The 19373-nt window shown below is 40.4% G+C and carries 15 protein-coding genes and 1 pseudogene; all 16 read left to right on the top strand.

The window, feature by feature from the left end:
• The first annotated feature begins 10 nt into the window (after positions 1-10).
• The 16 genes and pseudogenes from WA325_RS09220 (at position 11) to WA325_RS09145 (ending at position 19366) form a co-directional block, all read left to right on the top strand.
• Complete coding sequence (locus WA325_RS09220; protein WP_336183508.1) at positions 11-1627, top strand: ribonuclease YeeF family protein; 1617 nt, start codon at positions 11-13, stop codon at positions 1625-1627.
• Positions 1628-1643: 16 nt separating this feature from the next.
• Positions 1644-1970, top strand: coding sequence for an Imm8 family immunity protein (locus tag WA325_RS09215; protein WP_014481380.1), 327 nt, complete (start codon positions 1644-1646; stop codon positions 1968-1970).
• A gap of 289 nt (positions 1971-2259) precedes the next feature.
• Positions 2260-3378, top strand: a pseudogene (locus tag WA325_RS09210) (T7SS effector LXG polymorphic toxin); the annotation flags it as partial.
• Between the two features lie 15 nt (positions 3379-3393).
• On the top strand, positions 3394-3870 hold the full coding sequence (locus WA325_RS09205) for an EndoU domain-containing protein (protein ID WP_336183581.1): 477 nt from the start codon (positions 3394-3396) through the stop codon (positions 3868-3870).
• A gap of 22 nt (positions 3871-3892) precedes the next feature.
• A complete protein-coding gene (locus WA325_RS09200; RefSeq protein ID WP_227598490.1) occupies positions 3893-4339 on the top strand; it encodes a hypothetical protein in 447 nt (148 codons plus the stop codon).
• 10 nt (positions 4340-4349) lie between these two features.
• Positions 4350-4601: a hypothetical protein gene (locus WA325_RS09195; protein ID WP_326326599.1), complete on the top strand. Its 252-nt coding sequence runs from the start codon at positions 4350-4352 to the stop codon at positions 4599-4601.
• Between the two features lie 104 nt (positions 4602-4705).
• Positions 4706-5086: a hypothetical protein gene (locus tag WA325_RS09190; protein WP_227598492.1), complete on the top strand. Its 381-nt coding sequence runs from the start codon at positions 4706-4708 to the stop codon at positions 5084-5086.
• Between the two features lie 16 nt (positions 5087-5102).
• Complete coding sequence (locus WA325_RS09185; RefSeq protein ID WP_227598493.1) at positions 5103-5606, top strand: hypothetical protein; 504 nt, start codon at positions 5103-5105, stop codon at positions 5604-5606.
• 98 nt (positions 5607-5704) lie between these two features.
• Positions 5705-6049, top strand: a complete 345-nt coding sequence (locus WA325_RS09180; protein WP_336183507.1) for a hypothetical protein — start codon at positions 5705-5707, stop codon at positions 6047-6049.
• A 3-nt stretch (positions 6050-6052) separates the two neighbouring features.
• Positions 6053-6568 carry a DUF2247 family protein gene (locus WA325_RS09175; RefSeq protein WP_336183506.1) on the top strand — a complete coding sequence of 172 codons (516 nt, stop codon included), beginning with the start codon at positions 6053-6055 and terminating at the stop codon, positions 6566-6568.
• Positions 6569-6857: 289 nt separating this feature from the next.
• On the top strand, positions 6858-8696 hold the full coding sequence (locus WA325_RS09170; RefSeq protein WP_336183505.1) for a beta-glucoside-specific PTS transporter subunit IIABC: 1839 nt from the start codon (positions 6858-6860) through the stop codon (positions 8694-8696).
• A gap of 26 nt (positions 8697-8722) precedes the next feature.
• On the top strand, positions 8723-10132 hold the full coding sequence (bglH, locus tag WA325_RS09165) for an aryl-phospho-beta-d-glucosidase (RefSeq protein ID WP_336183504.1): 1410 nt from the start codon (positions 8723-8725) through the stop codon (positions 10130-10132).
• A gap of 102 nt (positions 10133-10234) precedes the next feature.
• The gene (locus WA325_RS09160; protein ID WP_227598498.1) at positions 10235-10681 is read left to right on the top strand and encodes a universal stress protein; all 447 of its coding nucleotides are present in this window, start codon (positions 10235-10237) and stop codon (positions 10679-10681) included.
• Positions 10682-10840: 159 nt separating this feature from the next.
• Positions 10841-11776, top strand: coding sequence for a DMT family transporter (locus WA325_RS09155; RefSeq protein WP_336183503.1), 936 nt, complete (start codon positions 10841-10843; stop codon positions 11774-11776).
• 169 nt (positions 11777-11945) lie between these two features.
• Positions 11946-18947, top strand: a complete 7002-nt coding sequence (wapA, locus tag WA325_RS09150) for a tRNA nuclease WapA (protein ID WP_336183502.1) — start codon at positions 11946-11948, stop codon at positions 18945-18947.
• 14 nt (positions 18948-18961) lie between these two features.
• Entirely contained in the window at positions 18962-19366 is a 405-nt protein-coding gene (locus WA325_RS09145; RefSeq protein ID WP_336183501.1) for a hypothetical protein, read from the top strand.
• The last annotated feature ends 7 nt before the right edge of the window (positions 19367-19373 follow it).

The following is a 19373-nucleotide window of genomic DNA, read 5'->3' as shown; positions in this document are numbered from 1 at the left end:
GGACAAGGGATTGAAAACATTAGATGTCCACGCTCTTCACGAGGGCATTCAGCATACGATAGAGAAACTGGCCAAGCAAAAACAGCAGCTGGAGAAGCTGGAAAAAAGTGTTGAACATCTGGCAGGCATGAAGGATGCGCTAAAAGGAAAAGGCGGAGATGCCATCCGGACCTTCTACGAGGAGTGCCACAAGCCTTTTCTCCTTTTCTTTGGCATGTTTATCGACGAATACAAAAAAGTGCTGAAACAAACACAGCATGCGATTCCCTCTGTAGAATCTGACTCCCACGGCATGATTGCAGAGGCTTTTCTCTCACACGATGCCAGACACGGAGTCAAGCATGCACGAGAAGTGACAGAACAGCTCACTGACGCAGTGAATCGGCAAACATCAGCCATCGGCCACATCGTCAGCCTGCCGACAGTCAATGACTCCTTTTTTCGGTTGGAAACAGAACAGGCTGAGCGACTGATTTCGGACACCCTGAATAAGCTCTTTCAATTTGACGGCCAGCAAACTCAAGCACTAGAAACGCCAAAATCAGATTTACAAACGATGAAAAAATATATAGACCAGCTCGAAACCATGTACACAGGGCCAAAGATTGAGATCACAGGCTACAAAAGCGGCTCCATCATGAAATCTCAGGAAGAAGAAAACATTAACCAAACCTTCGGCGCCATCAATCCGCAAATGAAGCACCCTGATGATTCACCGATGGAGTTGATGCTGAAGAAACTGGAGAAACATAAGCAATCAAACGTTGATTCTGTGATGATGGATGACAAACAACAAAAGGTCGAGCATGAGATTTATGGTGATGACAGTAACTTGACGGTACTGCAGAAAGAAGCAGCAGCCCACCCGAAAGTCTATGGAGACATACGGGTGATAAATGATAAACTATATAATCATAAAGGATTAAAAAAGATAGATACGATAGAAGTGATTGACGAACTAACTCGTGATACTGCAAGCATCGACTACGTCGGCGGCAAATATTATGTATATGAAAACGGCCAAATTGTGAGAGAACTCTACGCTGGAGGGAAAAAGCGGCTAGAAGAAGTGTCTTACATTCCAGAGGATAAAGTAGGCGGAGCTAAGCCAATTGATTCGTTTCTTGCCGGAACTCAATATGAATTTATTGAGTGGGTAAGCCCTCAGGGTGCTGTTAAAAAATTGGCGGTCCGAGGCGGGAAGCGTGTTGTCACAGATGTGGCTAAACATGTAGTGGAGAAGGATATAAAGGGAGACGTAAAAAAGAAACCTTCTAAAGGCAGTGTTAATAGTAAGTGGTGGCATCCTGGATATGTAGATAATTTAAGCTCTTCCCAAACGGTTATAGGAATAAAAAATTCCCCTAAAGGTTTATCAACTCTTGGTAGCTCAACACGTCAGAATGCACTAGATGCAGGAAAAGGCTGGGTTGGTCAAGGAGCGGAAAAAATGTATGATAAAGCAGGAAATTTTTTAGGGTACAAAAGTGTAGATAAAATGAGAGCTTTCAGATTGCAATATAAACCAAAGGAAAAAATGTGGAGAGCGAACTTCACTGAAAATGAAATTACTGTTGTAGGATCAAAAACAGAATTAAGAAATGTACATGTTGATATTTTAGATTAAAAGGTGGGATATAATTATGTTAGAAATTAAAGCTTTAACTAAAGACTATGAAAATTGGGGTGAGGACGCTGATGATTTCTACGTTTCATTTGAACTTGACGTAGGATTGCCTGATATACCAGGTGCTTCTGATTTATTTACTTTTAATATTATTAGCCCTAAAAGATTGGATAAGATACTTGAAAGTACAAAAATTGAATTAGGTCATGGATATCTCATAATGAGAGATTTTAATATAAAAACTGTCAATTCTACTGTAGAGACTATCATGAATAAATGTAAAGACGATGACTATGATAAGTATATGAATAATTTAGCTCAATACTTTAAATTACAAGGATAACACCAAAAGAGTTGTTGGCTAGTCGCTTATAGTTATACTAAAAGAATACGAATATATCGGAACTGTAATCAATTTCGGATTTAATACACATGTTATATGATAAACAACTAGAGGTTTTTCATGTTAGAAGAGATTCCTGGTTATAAAAATCTCACGTCATAACTATTTTAATTAAATGGTTTTGAGGACCCTCTGGTTTGCTTCCTAGTGAGTAGCTTTAGAGTAGTGTAGTGGTAACTGTTTTACCTTGATTGGCAAAGTGCCTTTCAAGGTTTTTTAATAAAAATAATCTTTTATAAAGCTAATTCATAAACCCTTTCTCCTTTTCTCTGGCATGTTTATCGACGAATACAAAAAAGTGCTGAAACAAACACAGCATGCGATTTCCTCTGTAGAATCTGACTCCCACGGCATGATCGCAGAGGCTTTTCTCTCACACGACGCGAGACACGGGGTCAAGCATGCACGAGAAGTGACAGAGCAGCTCACAGACGCAGTCAATCACCAGACATCAGCCGTTGATCACATCGTCAGCCTGCCTACAGTCAATGACTCCTTTTTCCGGATGGAAACAGAACAGGCTGAGCGACTGATTTCGGACACCCTGAATAAGCTCTTTCAATTTGACGGCCAGCAAACCCAAGCACTAGAAACCGCAAAATCAGATTTTCAAACGATGAAAAAATATATCGATCAGCTCGAAACGATGTACACCGGTCCGAAAATTGAAATCACAGGCTACAAAAGCGGCTCCATCATGAAATCGCAGGAAGAAGAAAACATTAACCAAACCTTCGGCGCCATCAATCCGCAAATGAAACAGCCGGATGATTCACCGATGGAGTTGATGCTGAAGAAACTGGAGAAACATAAGCAATCAAACGTTGATTCTGTGATAATGGATGACAAACAACAAAAGGTCGAGCGTGAGATTTATGGTGATGACAGTAACTTGACGGTACTGCAGAAAGAAGCAGCTATGATATCTCCAAAAGTAGCTGGAGATATTCGAGTGATAAATGGTAAACTTTATAACGTTAAAGGCTGGAAAGTGGTCCAAAGAGTAGATGTTGCTGATGAAACTGTGAGGAATCAATCAGATATAAACTATATCGGCGGAGTATACAGTATCTACGAAAATGGCCAAATCGTTCGACGATATCTTAATAATGGTAAACCTAGTATAGAAATTGTTAAAAAGATTCCAGAAGGCAGAAGTGCTGGCGGAGTTAAAAGTATTGATAAAGAAGTACCTGGTTTAGGGAAAGTAACGGATACAATAGGTGAGTTTTTTGTTGTTAATGATGGAATTAGGGCAACAACTGGCGAAGATCCTAAAACTAATAAAAAAGTTTCGGTTGATGAACGAATATTGAGTACTCTTTTTATTATTCCTATTGCTAAGATTGGAAAGTATGTTTTTGTGTGGAGTAAGGGAGAGAAAGCACTTACTAGAATTCCGAGTGTTGAGAAGAAAAATTCATATCAATCAAGTTGGAAAATATCGGATCTTGCAGCAACAGATAAATTCAAAAAAGGTAGTAAAAGTAATGCACTAAATCATATTTATGATGGTGAAATAGTGAAAGATAAAGCAGTTGGATTTCATTACGAGGGCCTTTCAAAAAGTCATGGTAAAGTTATTGGAAATGTAGATCCGCCAAATAAATATGGTGTTTATAGAGCGAATATAGAAGTGAATGGGGTAACAAAAAAAGCAAAATCTACTTTTTTTCCGAGAGAATGGACTCCACAACAAGTAATTAATGAAATAAATTTAGCTTTTGATAATAAAGTTTTATATAAGAATAACAGATATAGAGGAACAGCTAGTAATGGTATGACGATTGAGATAATTGTAAAAAATGGTAAGGTAGTATCGGCATACCCTGTATATTAAAAACAGATGGGAGAAAGTTTAATTGCTCAAGTATAAGTATACGATTGAATATAAAGATGATTATGATGAAGTCATTTTGGATTTCGAAAAAGAAGAATCACTTAAAAATGGTTACCTCATTAGTAATTCATTAGGATCTGATATATTTAGTGATTTCGATAGCATAAAGGAAGAAATTGAACAATTAATAAAAGTATTATCTGGGGAATTGACAATATGCGAAAGTGGAGGGAATGTAAATCTAATTAGTTCTGATAAACATAAAACTGTGATTGAAGATATTTTCGCAGACGAAGAAGAAAATAGTATATGCACAATAGAGACAGTGGAATATACCAAGATCATTTTAATCTGGGCAAAAGAAAATATTAAGTACAAAAACAAACGAGGTATTTTATCAACAGAGGAAGCTGATGAAAGAATAGAATGGATAAAAGAAAAGTGCAGTGAATTAGATTTTATTAAATGAGGAAAAAACATTGGCTTCATACGTTTTATTACTAAAAGATTATGAAGATGATGAAAGTGTGGTTTACAAATTCGGGCCTAATGAAAATACTATGGGCAAAATGAAATTAAATAAAATAACTAGGAAGTTTTCAGAGTTAGAAAAAATTCCTGATAAAGATCTCCCGTCAACATTTTATTTCGATCGAGCTGCACAAAGATTAGCTGTTTGTTTAGTAAGTGAAGGCGGTGTATTTCCAGAAAAAACAGCTTTTGAGTCTTAGCCTATGATAAAACCCTTGATTGGCAAAACGCCTTTCAAGATTTTAATGTATAAAAACAATCTCTATCTCATTCAATATAATAAAAAAATCAAAGAGGTTCTCCTATGATATATAAAGCACATGTTAAAGGACTTGATCCACATATAGAAGAGGAAGTGATACTCGAAATTGATGGTATTGAATTCACAGGTTTTTCTTCTGTCTGTCCTTATGAAATTGAAGTGGGAAAAAAATATCCTGTGTTAGTTGGTTTTACGATTTTGGATGAGTTAGTTATTCGTGAAAGTATAGAAAAAACAATAGAATTAGAACGAATTGGTTTAGGATATCAATATTATATTAGGGGAGTTTTGCAAGAGGATTCAATTGATGCTGGAATCGTTCTTACTGATGAAGATGAGTATTTTTATGAATATCCTCATTTAATTGGGAAAAATGTTGAGATGAAGGTTGACAGGATAAGCATAGAATTTTTAAGTAATTAGCAGGTATTTCGAAATCATGTTAAAAACATTAGAATGTAGAGATAAAAAGCCTATGAAAATAGAATTTGATGTCTATACACCCATTAATATAGAATTTGGAAACTGGAATATATCAGAAGATAAAACGGTATACTGGAGAACCGGAGATTTTAAAAAATCATTAATCGAAATAGGATTTGCACAAAAAAAAGGAGAAATTCGTTCCATTACATTAACTCTGTGTGAAAGTGTTTATAAATCTAAAGAATGGAATATTGAAAACATTGAACCAATAAAAGGGGTTCCTGTTTTTAGCGTAGACCGACAACAGAATGAAATGTATATTGATGAAAAGGGAATATTAAACGTATATATATCAGATAAGACAGTTTATATTCAATTTTCAGCTCATGAGGTAGAATCTCTTATAGAAAATAATCACGTGTTATTTTGTTTGGATAGTGATGACAATTTTTGTGGTGTCATTATAAACGATGTAGGAGATAATGAAATCAACATATTAGAACAGGCATTAAAATAATAATAAAGAAAAACCTTGAAGGGTGAACCTTTCAAGGTTTTTGACAATTATCATCTTTTTCTAGCAACAACAAATAAAAAGTTAAGGGGCAGTTTAAAATGTTCACTACTTACAATGAATATGATTTATTAGAACTGTTTGAAAGTGAGCCAATAAGCGTGTCGAGTGATCCCCTTGCAGAAGTATTCATGTATTCTATCCAAGATATGAAAGGCTTTAAACTGATTCTGACAATAGATGTATATGCTTTGGAGTGCAATCTAAGTCTCGCCTTCAATGAGTTGCTTGTTTTTGAATCTAAGTTTGTAAATGTTACTCAATTAAAGAGATGTAATTCTGAACTATTTATATATATTCATAACGAACCAAAGGTAAAGGTTATATTTAAAAAGCAGCTTGGAACTATTTTCATTAATGACAGATATGAAATGCAAGGATATTAGAAATTGAAAATCACGTTAAATACTTTCAAAGTACATCATGTAAATTACGATTGGAAAACTCTTTACGTTGGATTGAAGCAGGGGTGGATAAACAAGATTAAAGTAATGAATTATGCTGTTGAATATTTGATGAACCATCCCGTTGTACAACAAGAAGAAATTCTAGAACTGGCTTGGGGAGACAAGGATGAGATTGAAGAAGCCATTTTGAATATAATACGAGTTGAAGAGAATAGTTTTTATGCTATTGAAAAAAGAAAATGGAGATATGTTATTCTTCTTGAAGTAAAATCAAAGTATAGTGATCATGCAACCGAGCTTTTGGGCAAGCTTGCAGAAGTTTATGCAGATATGAATTATCCTGAAGATATGAAGGGTTTTATTTATTATCAGCCTTCTAATAACGGATGTAATCCGCTTTTATATTCCTATGAAAAAAATATAAATAGATTATGCAATTTGTTTCAAGACTTTTTAGTAAAAGAAAAACAAAATATACAAAATGGCTTACCGCTATAAACAAAATAGTCCATTCCCTTTAGTCAACACCAAAAATGAAAGCGTTGACATCACATAAATCTAGTGCTAAAGTATACCTACAAACAAATCAGCGACCCGTCAGGATTGTTACTGCGAAAGCAGGCAAAACCTAAATGGTACAGGTGCAGGAGGAGACTCTCGCAATCTGTGTCATTTAGGTTTTTTTTATTCTCATTTTGGAGGTGATGCAGCATTAAATACAAAAAAAGCTGGAGAAAGGCGGCCACCTTTCATCCAGCCAGTTCCCCCAAAAAAAGGAGGTATACACATGGATTATGATAAATTATCGAGAGACATATTACAACTCGTAGGCGGTGAAGAAAACGTTCAGCGCGTGATTCATTGCATGACGAGACTGCGTTTTAATCTTTATGACAATTCGAAAGCGGACCGGAGTCAATTGGAGCAGCTGCCGGGTGTGATGGGCACCAATATCAGCGGCGAGCAGTTTCAAATTATCATCGGAAATGATGTGCCGAAGGTGTATCAGGCGATTTTGCAAAACAGCAGCCTCAGTGATGAAAAGAGCGCCGGGGCATCTGGCCAGAAAAAGAATGTGCTGAGTGCGGTCTTTGATGTGATTTCTGGTGTGTTTACACCGATTCTGCCTGCGATTGCGGGAGCGGGGATGATCAAAGGGCTTGTTGCGTTAGCGGTCACATTCGGCTGGATGGCGGAAAAGAGCCAGGTCCATGTCATTCTGTCAGCTGTTGGTGACGGTGCGTTCTACTTTCTTCCGCTCCTGCTTGCGATGAGTGCGGCGAGAAAGTTTGGAAGCAATCCGTATGTAGCGGCGGCGATTGCAGCGGCGATTCTGCATCCGGATTTGACGGCGCTGCTCAGTTCAGGGAAAAGCATTTCCTTTATCGGGCTTCCTGTAACCGCTGCCACTTATTCATCAACGGTCATCCCGATTTTGCTTGCGATTTGGATCGCATCGTATGTGGAAAAGTGGATTGACCGAATCACGCATTCTTCTCTCAAATTGATTGTCGTTCCGACCCTGACATTGTTGATCGTCGTGCCGCTGACATTGATTACAGTGGGTCCGCTGGGTGCTATTTTAGGAGAATACTTGTCTGTCGGCGTAAACTATTTATTTGATCATGCCGGGCTTGTGGCGATGATTTTGCTTGCGGGAACGTTCTCTTTGATCATTATGACGGGCATGCATTATGCATTGGTGCCGATTATGATTAACAACATTGCGCAAAACGGCCACGATTATTTGCTGCCCGCCATGTTTTTGGCGAATATGGGGCAGGCCGGCGCATCTTTTGCGGTTTTTCTTCGCTCCAGAAACAAGAAATTTAAATCGCTTGCGCTTACCACAAGTGTGACGGCGCTGATGGGGATTACAGAACCCGCGATGTACGGCGTTAATATGCGATTGAAAAAACCGTTTGCGGCCGCTTTGCTTGGCGGTGCGGCTGGCGGCGCATTTTACGGCGTTACGGGTGTTGCTTCCTATATTGTCGGAGGCAACGCAGGGCTGCCGAGTATCCCGGTCTTTATCGGCCCAACGTTTATCTACGCGATAATCGGTCTTGTGATTGCGTTTGTTGCGGGAACAGCGGCAGCTTATCTTATTGGATTCGAGGATGTACCGTCTGAAAGTGATCAGCAGCCTTCTGTGACAAATGGTCATCAGGGCAGCGGAGAAATCATTCGCAGTCCGATTAAAGGGGAAGTGAAAGCATTAAGCGAAGTCAATGACGGAGTGTTTTCTGCCGGGATCATGGGAAAAGGGTTTGCCATTGAGCCTGAAGAAGGAGAAGTTGTCTCACCTGTTCATGGAAGCGTTACCACCATTTTTAAAACAAAACATGCCATTGGCATTACGAGTGATCAGGGAGCTGAAATCCTCATACACATTGGATTGGACACTGTCAAACTGGAGGGCCAATGGTTCACGTCTCATGTCAAAGAAGGCGACAAGGTCGCGCCTGGAGATCCGCTCGTTTCCTTTGATCTGGAACAGATTAAAGCAGCTGGATATGACGTGATCACTCCGGTTATCGTCACTAACACAGACCAATATTCATTTTCGCCGGTAAAAGAAATCGGCAGGGTTCAAATAAAAGAAGCATTGCTTGCTTTATCTTAAAAAATAAACTGATGAGGTGAACTGTAATGAGTGCAAATGCAAAACGATTTCCAGAAGGGTTTTTATGGGGCGGCGCGGTCGCTGCCAACCAAGTGGAGGGTGCTTATAACGAGGGCGGTAAGGGACTTTCGACAGCTGATGTATCACCGAACGGCATCATGTCTCCATTTGATGAATCGATGACTTCTTTAAATCTGTATCATACCGGAATTGATTTTTATCATCGTTATAAAGAGGATATTGCCTTATTTGCAGAAATGGGTTTCAAAGCGTTCCGCACATCGATTGCGTGGACAAGAATTTTTCCGAATGGCGATGAAGAGGAGCCAAATGAAGAAGGCCTCAAATTTTATGACGATCTGTTTGATGAGCTGTTAAAGCATCATATTGAGCCAGTCGTGACCATCTCTCATTATGAAATGCCGCTCGGTCTTGTGAAACATTATGGCGGCTGGAAAAATCGCAAAGTCATCGAGTTCTATGAACGCTATGCCAAAACGGTTTTCAAACGCTATCAGCACAAAGTGAAGTATTGGATGACGTTCAATGAAATTAACGTGGTGCTCCATGCGCCGTTTACCGGGGGCGGCCTTGTTTTTAAAGAAGGAGAAAACAAATTAAACGCGATGTACCAGGCGGCACACCACCAATTTGTCGCCAGTGCCCTTGCTGTCAAAGCGGGACACGAGATCATTCCTGATTCGAAAATCGGCTGTATGATAGCGGCAACGACAACCTATCCGATGACTTCTAAGCCGGAGGATGTTTTCGCGGCAATGGAGAATGAGCGCAAAACACTTTTCTTCTCAGATGTTCAGGCACGAGGCGCATACCCGGGATATATGAAACGCTATCTGGCCGAAAACAATATTACGATTGAAATGGCTGAAGGCGATGAGGAATTGTTGAAAAAACATACGGTCGATTACATCGGATTTAGCTACTACATGTCCATGGCGGCGAGCACCGATCCTGAAGATCTTGCGAAATCAGGGGGCAATCTGCTGGGCGGTGTGAAAAATCCATATCTCAAATCATCAGAATGGGGCTGGCAGATTGACCCGAAAGGCTTGCGCATCACGCTCAACACGTTATACGACCGCTATCAGAAGCCGCTGTTTATCGTGGAAAACGGCCTTGGCGCGGCAGACAAAGTTGAGGAGGACGGCTCCATTCACGATGATTACAGAATTGACTATCTGCGGGACCACTTAATGGAAGCGCGCGAAGCGATTGCTGACGGCGTTGAGCTGATCGGATACACATCATGGGGACCGATTGACCTTGTCAGCGCATCTACTGCGGAAATGAAAAAGCGCTACGGCTACATTTATGTGGATCGGGACAATGAAGGAAACGGAACATTGAATCGCATCAAGAAAAAAAGCTTCGGCTGGTATCAGCAGGTCATTGCCACAAACGGAGAAAGTCTCTGACAACTTTATGAAAAAACATACACCGCAATTGACAATAACAGACAGCAGGCGGACAATAAAAGAGAAAGATGAACCACCCACAGTCCGAAAGGCGGGAAGCGTATGTTTAACAAAATGTTAGTTGCGATTGACGGGTCAGAAATGAGTGCAAAAGCCCTTGATGCCGCAGTGCATCTGGCAAAAGAACAGCAGGCAGAACTAAGCATCCTTCATGTGGGGAGAGAAGCCGTCGTAGCAACTTCTTCTCTGACCGGGATTGTCTATGTACCAGAACATTTTATTGATGAAATCAGGCAAGAAGTGAAAAAAGAAGGCTTACACATCCTTGAGAACGCGAAAGCGAAAGCGGCCGAAAGCGGCGTTCAAACCGACATCATTTACGCACAGGGAGAGCCGGCATATGAAATTTTAAATACCGCAAAAGAGAAAGGCGTCAGCCTGATCGTAGTAGGAAGCCGGGGCATCAGCGGCCTGAAAGAAATGATGCTTGGAAGCGTCAGCCATAAAGTGTCTCAATTATCAACTTGTCCTGTATTAATTGTCCGATAGATAAGAAGAAAAAAGCGCCTGCAAGGCGCTTTTTTTATGTATAGATTCGTAAAATAACTCTGGGTGATTTATGGAACTGCTTCCTTTATAATAGTATCAATATGTAAAAAAGAGGATTTTCTCTTATATCTGCTAGATAGCTATACTGGGGGGCATTTGATGCAGCACAATCTCATATTACAAAAACAAAAATCTACAGCCGTGCTGAAAATGGTCATCTCCATGGTGATTTTCGGTTCTATCGGCTTTTTCTCTGAGCATACCAATCTGCCGTCGTTTGAATTGGTATTCGTTCGCTGTCTGTGCGCGACGTTATTTTTAAGCTTCTGCTGGCTGGTGTCCGGTCAGCATAAAACTGAAAAATGGAGCAAGCGGGAAGTCCTTCAAACATTAGCATGCGGTTTCTTTCTGGTATTCAACTGGGTCTTCTTATTTAAGTCTTTTGAAGAAACGTCAGTTACAATTGCTATCTCTGTATACCACCTTGCACCTGTGCTTGTTCTTCTCCTGGGGAGTATTATCTATAGAGAAAAATTAAATGTGATCTCCGTCAGCTCCATTATCATCTGCTTTCTTGGAACGGCGCTGATTTCCGGGATTAACGGCAGCACTTCATTGACACAGCTGATGGGATCAGGAATCATTTGGGCAGTTCTCGCCGCACTGTTTTATGCGTTCACCACTTTATTGGGAAAAGGCATTCAAAACCTCAGCCCTTACACGACCACCTTCCTGCAAACCGGTTTAGGGGTTATCATCCTGATTCCGTTTATTCACTTCGGCGCTTTTGTAAACCTGTCTCAGGGAAACTGGATCATGGTCGTCTCCACTGGTATTATTCATACAGGTATTGTGTATTTGCTGTTTTTTGACAGTTTGCGATTTTTATCAACGAAATTTATTTCGGTCATTGTCTTCCTCGACCCCGCTGTCGCGATCGTGCTCGATACCGTGTTTACGGGATTCCGCCCGGATCTTTTTCAGACACTCGGCATTGCAATGATCTTTGCGGGTATGGCTTTGACGCTTGTCAGGAGGCAGGGGAAGGCGGATGCAGCTGCTGAAGAAAAGGATTTAGAACAATTTCAATCATGATAGAAAAAAGTGTAAAGGCCTTAAATGGGCCTTTTTTTGGTTTTTGGGTCTTTTTGCTCTGTTTAAATCTTAAAATAAGATAAATTTTCTAGAAAAATATTGTAATAATATTTCAGTGACGTTAACATTGTTGAGTAAATATTACTTTTATTACAAAAGGAGAGAGAAAATGAAAAAAAGAAAAAGGCGGAACGTTAAGAGATTGATTGCCGTATTTTTAGTGTTGGCACTAATGATTTCATTATTGCCAGTAGATGTACTGGCAAAAACTTCAGAAGAAGAGTCCGGAAATCGTGTCGCAACTGCTGATCCGGAAGAAACCCTTCAGAATGATCAAACAGAGAAAGCTGTACCATTTAATGAGAAGGATATAAACAAAGAGGGAGAAATCACCTCAGAAAGAACGGAAAACACAAAGCTTTATTATGAAGGGGACGGTGTTTATAAACAGGAAGTATACCTTGATCCTATTCATACAAAGGAAACATCGAATGCAGACTGGGAGGAGATTTCTCCTGAATTAAAAGAAACGACAAGCAAACAAGTTGAAACTGAAAATGCTGTTTTGAATTCAGATTTTCAAAAGCAAATGAAGAACGGACTTTATGCGACTTTTGAGCACAATGATCACAAGCTTACATATTCACTTGTAGAAGTAAAAGGTCCAAATAAAACTTCACTTACTCCGAAAGATACTCCAGCAGATTATAAGACTGATAGTAATGAGATTGTTTATCCGGATGTTTTTCCGAACATTGATCTTCAGACTTTCACATTCAACGAAAACATAAAAGAAGATTTAGTCCTTCATCAGTATGATGGATACAACACATTTACATTTCAGGTGAAAACCGATTTGCAGGCAAAAGAACAAGAGGATGGATCCATAGATTTTTCTGATGAAAAAGGAAAAGTTGTTTTTTCTGTGCCTAAACCTTTTATGACTGATTCAAAACTGGATGAACTTTCCGGCGAGGTGGGGCGTTCAGAAAAAGTCACCTATAAGCTGGAAAAGAATAAAGAAGGGTATTTGCTTCATCTCACGGCAGACGAGAACTGGCTGAAAGACCCTGAACGCGTGTATCCAGTGTCTATCGACCCGTCAACGTCTTTATCTGTTTCATCAGATACGTTTGTCATGAGTGCCTACCCGACGACCAACTATTCGGCATCTTCACAGAAATGGGATGCTAATCTGAAGGCCTATGTGCTGAAAACGGGTTATTACGACAAAACAACAGGCACCAATTATGCGTTTATGAAATTTAACAATTTAAAACCGATTCAAAATATGACAGTCAGCAAAGCTACATTAAAAACATACGTAGCCCATTCCTATTATGGAACAAAGGCAACTGGTCTTTGGCTGGATACAGTCAACAGCAATTATGATAATGCAAAAGTAACATGGAACACCAAACCGGCATCTAAAAATATCGGAAAAGCCGACGTCCATAAAGGACAGTGGGCGAGTTACGATGTGACCGCCGCTGTAAAGTCATGGAACTCCGGCGGGGCCAATTATGGATTTAAGCTTCATGCAAACGGAAACGGTAAGGAATATTGGAAAAAACTAATTTCCTCAGCGAACTCAAACAATAAGCCTTATATTGAAGTGACATACACCATCCCGAAGGCGAGCACACCTGCTGTTAAGGCATACAATAACGGGAACGGCACTGGTTTTTTCAATATCAGCTGGAAAAAGGCCGAGGGTGCAAAAGGCTATAAGGTATGGATTTATAATGGTAAAGAATATCAAGCGATCTCAGTCGGCAACACGACATCCTGGAGCACAAAAGGGAAAAACATTTGGCCGACAAGTGCAGAAATTTCATCCGGTAAGTACAAGCTTCACCTTGATGGAAAAGGCGGAACTGAATTAGCGCTAGATCCATCTCCAGTGTATAAGAACTCCGGCGGAAGCTATGCCACAAGCAAAAACTATTGGATCGGGGTCAGCGCGATTTTTGATCAGGGAGAAGGGGCGATGTCCGCACCGGCAAAGCCTGTTATCCCTAATGTAGGGAAAGCACAAGCACCGTCAACAAAGGGATTTAATAATGGGAATGCCACAGGATACTTCGATCTTTCTTGGAAAGCTGTTTCCGGTGCAACTGGCTATAAAGTTCAGGTGTTCAATGGGAAAGGCTTTGAAACACTTGATCTCGGAAATCAGACGTCTTGGACCACCAAGGGGAAAAAGATCTGGCCGACAAGTGCAGAAATTAAAGCGGGAAAATATGCTCTTCACCTAAAGGATGGAAGCGGAGCAGAGCTGCCGATCAATCCCGGACCAACCTATAAAAACGCCGGTGGGGATACAGCCAAAAAAAATTACTCATTTAAAATAATCGCCTATAACAAAGACGGCGAAGCCATTGCATCACCGGCTGCCAACCCGACACTTCCTGATATCGCTAAACCAAAGAACTTATCCGGTTATGTGTATACAAACACAAAATCAAGCCAAACCGGTTATGTGAATTTGATATGGGAAAAGGTTCAAAAAGCGAAAGGCTATAAAATTAATATTTATAACGGCAAAGAATATCAGTCCTATGATGTTGGGGACGTGGATCATTGGACAACCCAAAATAAAAACATTTGGCCGACTTCTGAGGAAATAAAAGCCGGAAGCTACAAGCTGCATACAGACGGAAAAGGCCGTGAATTGGCACTTGACCCGTCACCTGTCTATAACAATGCAAATGGAAATTACAAAGGGAAGAAGAATTATTCCTTCACTCTTTCCGCCTATGATGCGAATGGTGAAACGATCCCGACAGCACCCTTTAACCCAACGTTCCATGAAGGCGCAGAATTCCTTGGAACAGAAGAATACTGGTCTATCATTGATATCCCAAGCGGCCAGTTAAATGGTGCGACAGGAAATGTCATCGTGAATGAAGAAGATCTGTCAATTGACGGGCGCGGACCGGGACTTGGCTTATCAAGAACCTACAACAGTCTTGACAGCTCTGATCACTTATTTGGACAAGGCTGGTATGCTGATGCAGAAACATCTGTCATCTCGACGGACGGCGGGGCAATGTATATTGATGAAGACGCTACTACACATCGCTTTACTAAAAAAGCCGATGGCACGTATCAGCCGCCGACCGGTGTCTATCTTGAATTAACAGAAACAGCTGATCAGTTCATATTAAAAACAAAGGATCAAACAAACGCTTATTTCAATAAAAAAGGCGGCAAGCTTCAAAAGGTAGTGGATGGCCACAACAATGCAACTGTCTACACTTACAATGACAAAAATCAACTGACAGCCATTACAGATGCATCGGGCCGCAAGCTCACATTCACATATGATGAAAATGGCCATGTGACTTCCACCACCGGACCTAAGGATAAGAAAGTTACCTACTCATATGAAAATGATTTGCTGAAGAAAGTCACGGATACAGATGGGACTGTCACAAGCTATGACTATGATGGCGAAGGACGCCTTGTCAAACAATATTCAGCCAACAGTACCGAAGCAAAGCCTGTCTTTACCGAATATCAGTATAACGGGCACCGTCTCGATAAAGCGATCAATGCTAAGAAAGAAACATATGTCTATAGCTATGATGCTGATAAAAAGACGCTTCTCATGACACAGCCGAATGGCCGGAAAGTACAGTACGGCTATAATGAAGCTGGAAATCCGATTCAGGTCATTGATGATGCGGAAGGGTTAAAAATTACAACGAATACAAAGTATGAAGGCAACAATGTCGTAGAAGATGTAGATCCAAACGACGTCGGAACAGGAAAAGCAACGGAAAGCTATCAATATGACAAAGATGGCAACGTTACGTCTGTTAAAGACGCATATGGAACTGAGACATACGAATACAACAAAAACAACGATGTCACAAAGATGAAGGATACCGAGGGCAATGTCACGGATATAGCCTATGACGGACTGGATGCTGTATCCGAAACCGATCAGAGCGGAAAATCATCTTCAGCAGCCGTTTATGATAAATACGGAAATCAGATTCAATCCAGCAAAGAGTTATCAGCCTCAACCAATATCCTGAAAGATGGAAGCTTTGAAGCGCAAAAATCCGGCTGGAATCTGACCGCATCTAGAGACAGCGGCAAAATCTCAGTCATCGCCGATAAAAGCGGAGTTCTATCTGGATCAAAGGCATTGGAAGTCTTGAGTCAATCAACGTCTGCCGGAACAGATCTCGGGTATTCGTCAGCGACACAAACAGTGGAACTGGAGCCGAATACAACATATACATTAAGCGGGAAAATCAAAACAGATCTAGTGAAATCAAGAGCCTACTTTAACATTGATTTGCGAGACAAAGATCAAAAACGAATTCAATGGATTCACAATGAATACAGTGCACTAGCCGGGAAAAATGACTGGACAAAACGGCAAATCACTTTTACGACTCCAGCAAATGCAGGAAAAGCTGTTGTGTATATGGAAGTCGATCATAGAGATAAAGATGGCAAAGGAAAAGCATGGTTTGATGAAGTCCAGCTGGAAAAAGGCGAAGTATCGTCAAGCTATAACCCAGTTCAAAACAGCAGTTTCACAGCAGCAACGGAAAACTGGAGCGCAAGCGGGGCATCCGTTGATTCTGAAGAAGGCTTTAATGATGAAGTATCATTAAAAGCTGCCCGGACCAGTGCGTCCCAAGCCGGATCAGTAACAAAACAAACCGTTGTCTTAGGGCAAAGCGCAAACGACAAACCGGTTTATCTCACACTGACAGGCATGTCGAAAGCAAGCAGTGTCAAGTTCACAGATGAAAAAGACTATTCTTTGCAGGCTAATGTCACTTACGCGGACGGCAGCACAGGCGTCTACAATGCGAAATTCCCTTCTGGAACACAGGAATGGAACCGCGCAGCTGTGGTTATACCAAAAACAAAGCCGATTAATAAAGTCGATATCAGCATACTGTTCCAAAAGAGTGCGACAGGAACAGCGTGGTTTGATGATATCCGTCTGATTGAAGGAAGCCTTTTAACAAAAAGCACGTATGACAGCAATGGAAACTATGTGACCAAGGAAGAAGATGAACTAGGATACTCTACTTCAACTGATTACGATGAAACGGGTAAGAAAACGGCTGAAACGGATGCAAAAGGTGAAAAAACAACCTATACGTATGATCAGGCAGACCAATTGACAAACATGACGCTCTCTAACGGCACGTCTATCCTTCACAGCTATGATAAGGAAGGCAATGAGGTAAGCAAAACCATTCGGGCGGGAGCAGATCAAACCTATCAATACGAATATGATGTCATGGGCAAGCTTGTCAAAACAACTGACCCTCTGGGCAATGTGCTAGCAAGTGAATATGATGCCAACAGCAATCTAACCAAAACCATTTCACCGAATGGCAACGAAGTGTCTCTTTCTTATGATGGAACAGACCGGGTGAAATCAAAATCGTATAACGGTACAGAAAAGTACAATTTCACGTATGACAAAAATGGAAATGAAACGTCGGTCGTCAATCAAGAGCAGAACACCACAAAGAAACGGACATTTGACAACAAAAACCGTTTAACCGAATTGACTGACCGCGGCGGCAGCCAAACTTGGACATATCCTAGTGACTCCGATAAGCTGAAAACCTTCTCATGGAGCCATGGGGACCAAAAAGGAACGAATCAATTTACGTATAACAAGCTGGACCAAATGATTGAGATGAAAGACAGTACATCTTCATATTCATTTGATTATGATGAAAATGGCAATGTCCAAACCTTTATTACGGGCAACGGCGGCGGAACAAGTTTTTCATATGACGAAAGAAACCTTGTAAGCTCGCTGCATATCGGCGACAAAAATGGCGGAAGCATTCTGACGGAAAGCTATGAATACGATGCAAACGGCAACCGCACAACCATAAACAGCTCAGCAAGCGGCAAGGTGAAATATGAGTATGGAAAGCTGAATCAGCTTATCAAGGAAACCCATGAAGACGGAACTGTCATTGAATACACATATGACGGATTCGGCAACCGGAAAACCGTTACAACTGTAAAAGACGGATCAAGCAAAACGGTGAACGCTTCTTTCAACATCATGAACCAGCTGACAAAAGTCAATGATGAAAGCATCTCTTACGATAAAAACGGCAACCGCACATCCGACGGCAAATTCACATATACGTGGGATGCAGAGGATAACCTGATTGCTGTTACAAAAAAAGGCGAAGACAAGCCTTTCGCAACATACAAATATGACGAAAAAGGAAACAGAATCCAAAAAAACGTCAACGGAAAAGTCACGAACTACTTCTACGACGGAGACAGCCTGAACGTCTTGTATGAAACAGACGCAGACAACAAAGTCACAAAATCGTACACGTACGGTGACAGCGGCCAGCTGTTATCCTACACGGAGAATGGCAAGAAATATTTCTATCACTACAACGCACACGGAGACGTCATCGCGATCTCAGACAGCACCGGAAAAACCGTTGCCAAATATCAATACGACGCATGGGGAAATCCAACAAAAACCGAAGCTAGCGACGAAGTAAAAGACAACCGCTACCGCTACGCAGGCTACCAATACGACGAAGAAACCGGCCTGTACTATCTCATGGCCCGCTACTACGAGCCAAGAAACGGCGTGTTCTTATCGCTCGACCCGGACCCGGGCAGTGACGGAGACTCATTGGATCAGAATGGGTATGCTTATGGAAATAATAACCCGGTGATGAATGTTGATCCGGATGGGCATTGGGTTTGGCTTGCGATTAATGCTGGATTTGCGGCTTATGATGCTTATAAAGCATATAAGTCTGGAAAGGGCTGGCGAGGTGTTGCTAAAGCTGCAGCATTCGGTTTTGTAGGTGGAGGTAGATTCAAACTTGCAAAAAGAGCCTACAGGAGTATAAGAAATATATATAGGGCAAAGAAAACTAAAAGAATAGCGAAGAAATTTAAATATGATTCCACTGCATATAAACATGCTAAAAATAATAGATATGTTCCTAGGCATCATATAGCTAGTACTATTGTATATGGAAAAAGAAAACGAGATGGTGCTAGAGGGTATAGTGCTTATTATTCGACGATGTATAAGAATGGTAAAAAATATAGTTTTAAAGTCGTTTACAATAAGAGAACCAAGAGAGTAAGACATTATCATTATCAAGACTACTATAAAAAGAAAAGGTGAAGGGGATTGTTATTTTGAATTTGCTTTTAATCGAGATGGAGCCTTACAAACTCTCTATTGAATTAAAAGATTTTAATGAAAAGAGGGAAAATACCAAATTTATCTGCGAAATAAAATATAACTCTCTAAATATATGTTTACTCCTTGAAAATATTTGTTACACTCAATCTGTTTTGAAAATATTTGAAAATGATCTAGTGGAGTTATTAAATGGGAAGATTAATAATTGTATTTTAAAAGATGAAAAAGAAAACTTTACAATTTCAGTTAAAGATTTGAATGAATCTTTTGAAATCGAAATCATTTTAGAAGGGATTCTAGGTAATAGGTTATCTGTTCTTAATTTTAAACAAAAGGCAGATTCTTATTTGGTAAATCTATTAAAAAATAATATTAACGACTTTCTATCTGTTTTTTAAGGAGGGA

The organism is Bacillus sp. 205(2023) (assembly GCF_037027485.1).
In the GTDB taxonomy this organism is placed as follows: Bacteria; Bacillota; Bacilli; order Bacillales; family Bacillaceae; genus Bacillus; species Bacillus halotolerans.
Note: the sequence above shows the minus strand (reverse complement) of the source record. Positions and strands in the feature narration are given on the sequence as shown.

What these genes read in the sequence shown, in the direction of transcription:
- WA325_RS09215 (WP_014481380.1), top strand. Translation starts at nt 1,644, where the DNA reads ATGTTAGAAATTAAAGCTTTAACTAAAGACTATGAAAATTGGGGTGAG.
- WA325_RS09190 (WP_227598492.1), top strand. Translation starts at nt 4,706, where the DNA reads ATGATATATAAAGCACATGTTAAAGGACTTGATCCACATATAGAAGAG.
- WA325_RS09185 (WP_227598493.1), top strand. Translation starts at nt 5,103, where the DNA reads ATGTTAAAAACATTAGAATGTAGAGATAAAAAGCCTATGAAAATAGAA.
- WA325_RS09180 (WP_336183507.1), top strand. Translation starts at nt 5,705, where the DNA reads ATGTTCACTACTTACAATGAATATGATTTATTAGAACTGTTTGAAAGT.
- WA325_RS09170 (WP_336183505.1), top strand. Translation starts at nt 6,858, where the DNA reads ATGGATTATGATAAATTATCGAGAGACATATTACAACTCGTAGGCGGT.
- bglH (WP_336183504.1), top strand. Translation starts at nt 8,723, where the DNA reads ATGAGTGCAAATGCAAAACGATTTCCAGAAGGGTTTTTATGGGGCGGC.
- WA325_RS09160 (WP_227598498.1), top strand. Translation starts at nt 10,235, where the DNA reads ATGTTTAACAAAATGTTAGTTGCGATTGACGGGTCAGAAATGAGTGCA.
- WA325_RS09155 (WP_336183503.1), top strand. Translation starts at nt 10,841, where the DNA reads ATGCAGCACAATCTCATATTACAAAAACAAAAATCTACAGCCGTGCTG.
- wapA (WP_336183502.1), top strand. Translation starts at nt 11,946, where the DNA reads ATGAAAAAAAGAAAAAGGCGGAACGTTAAGAGATTGATTGCCGTATTT.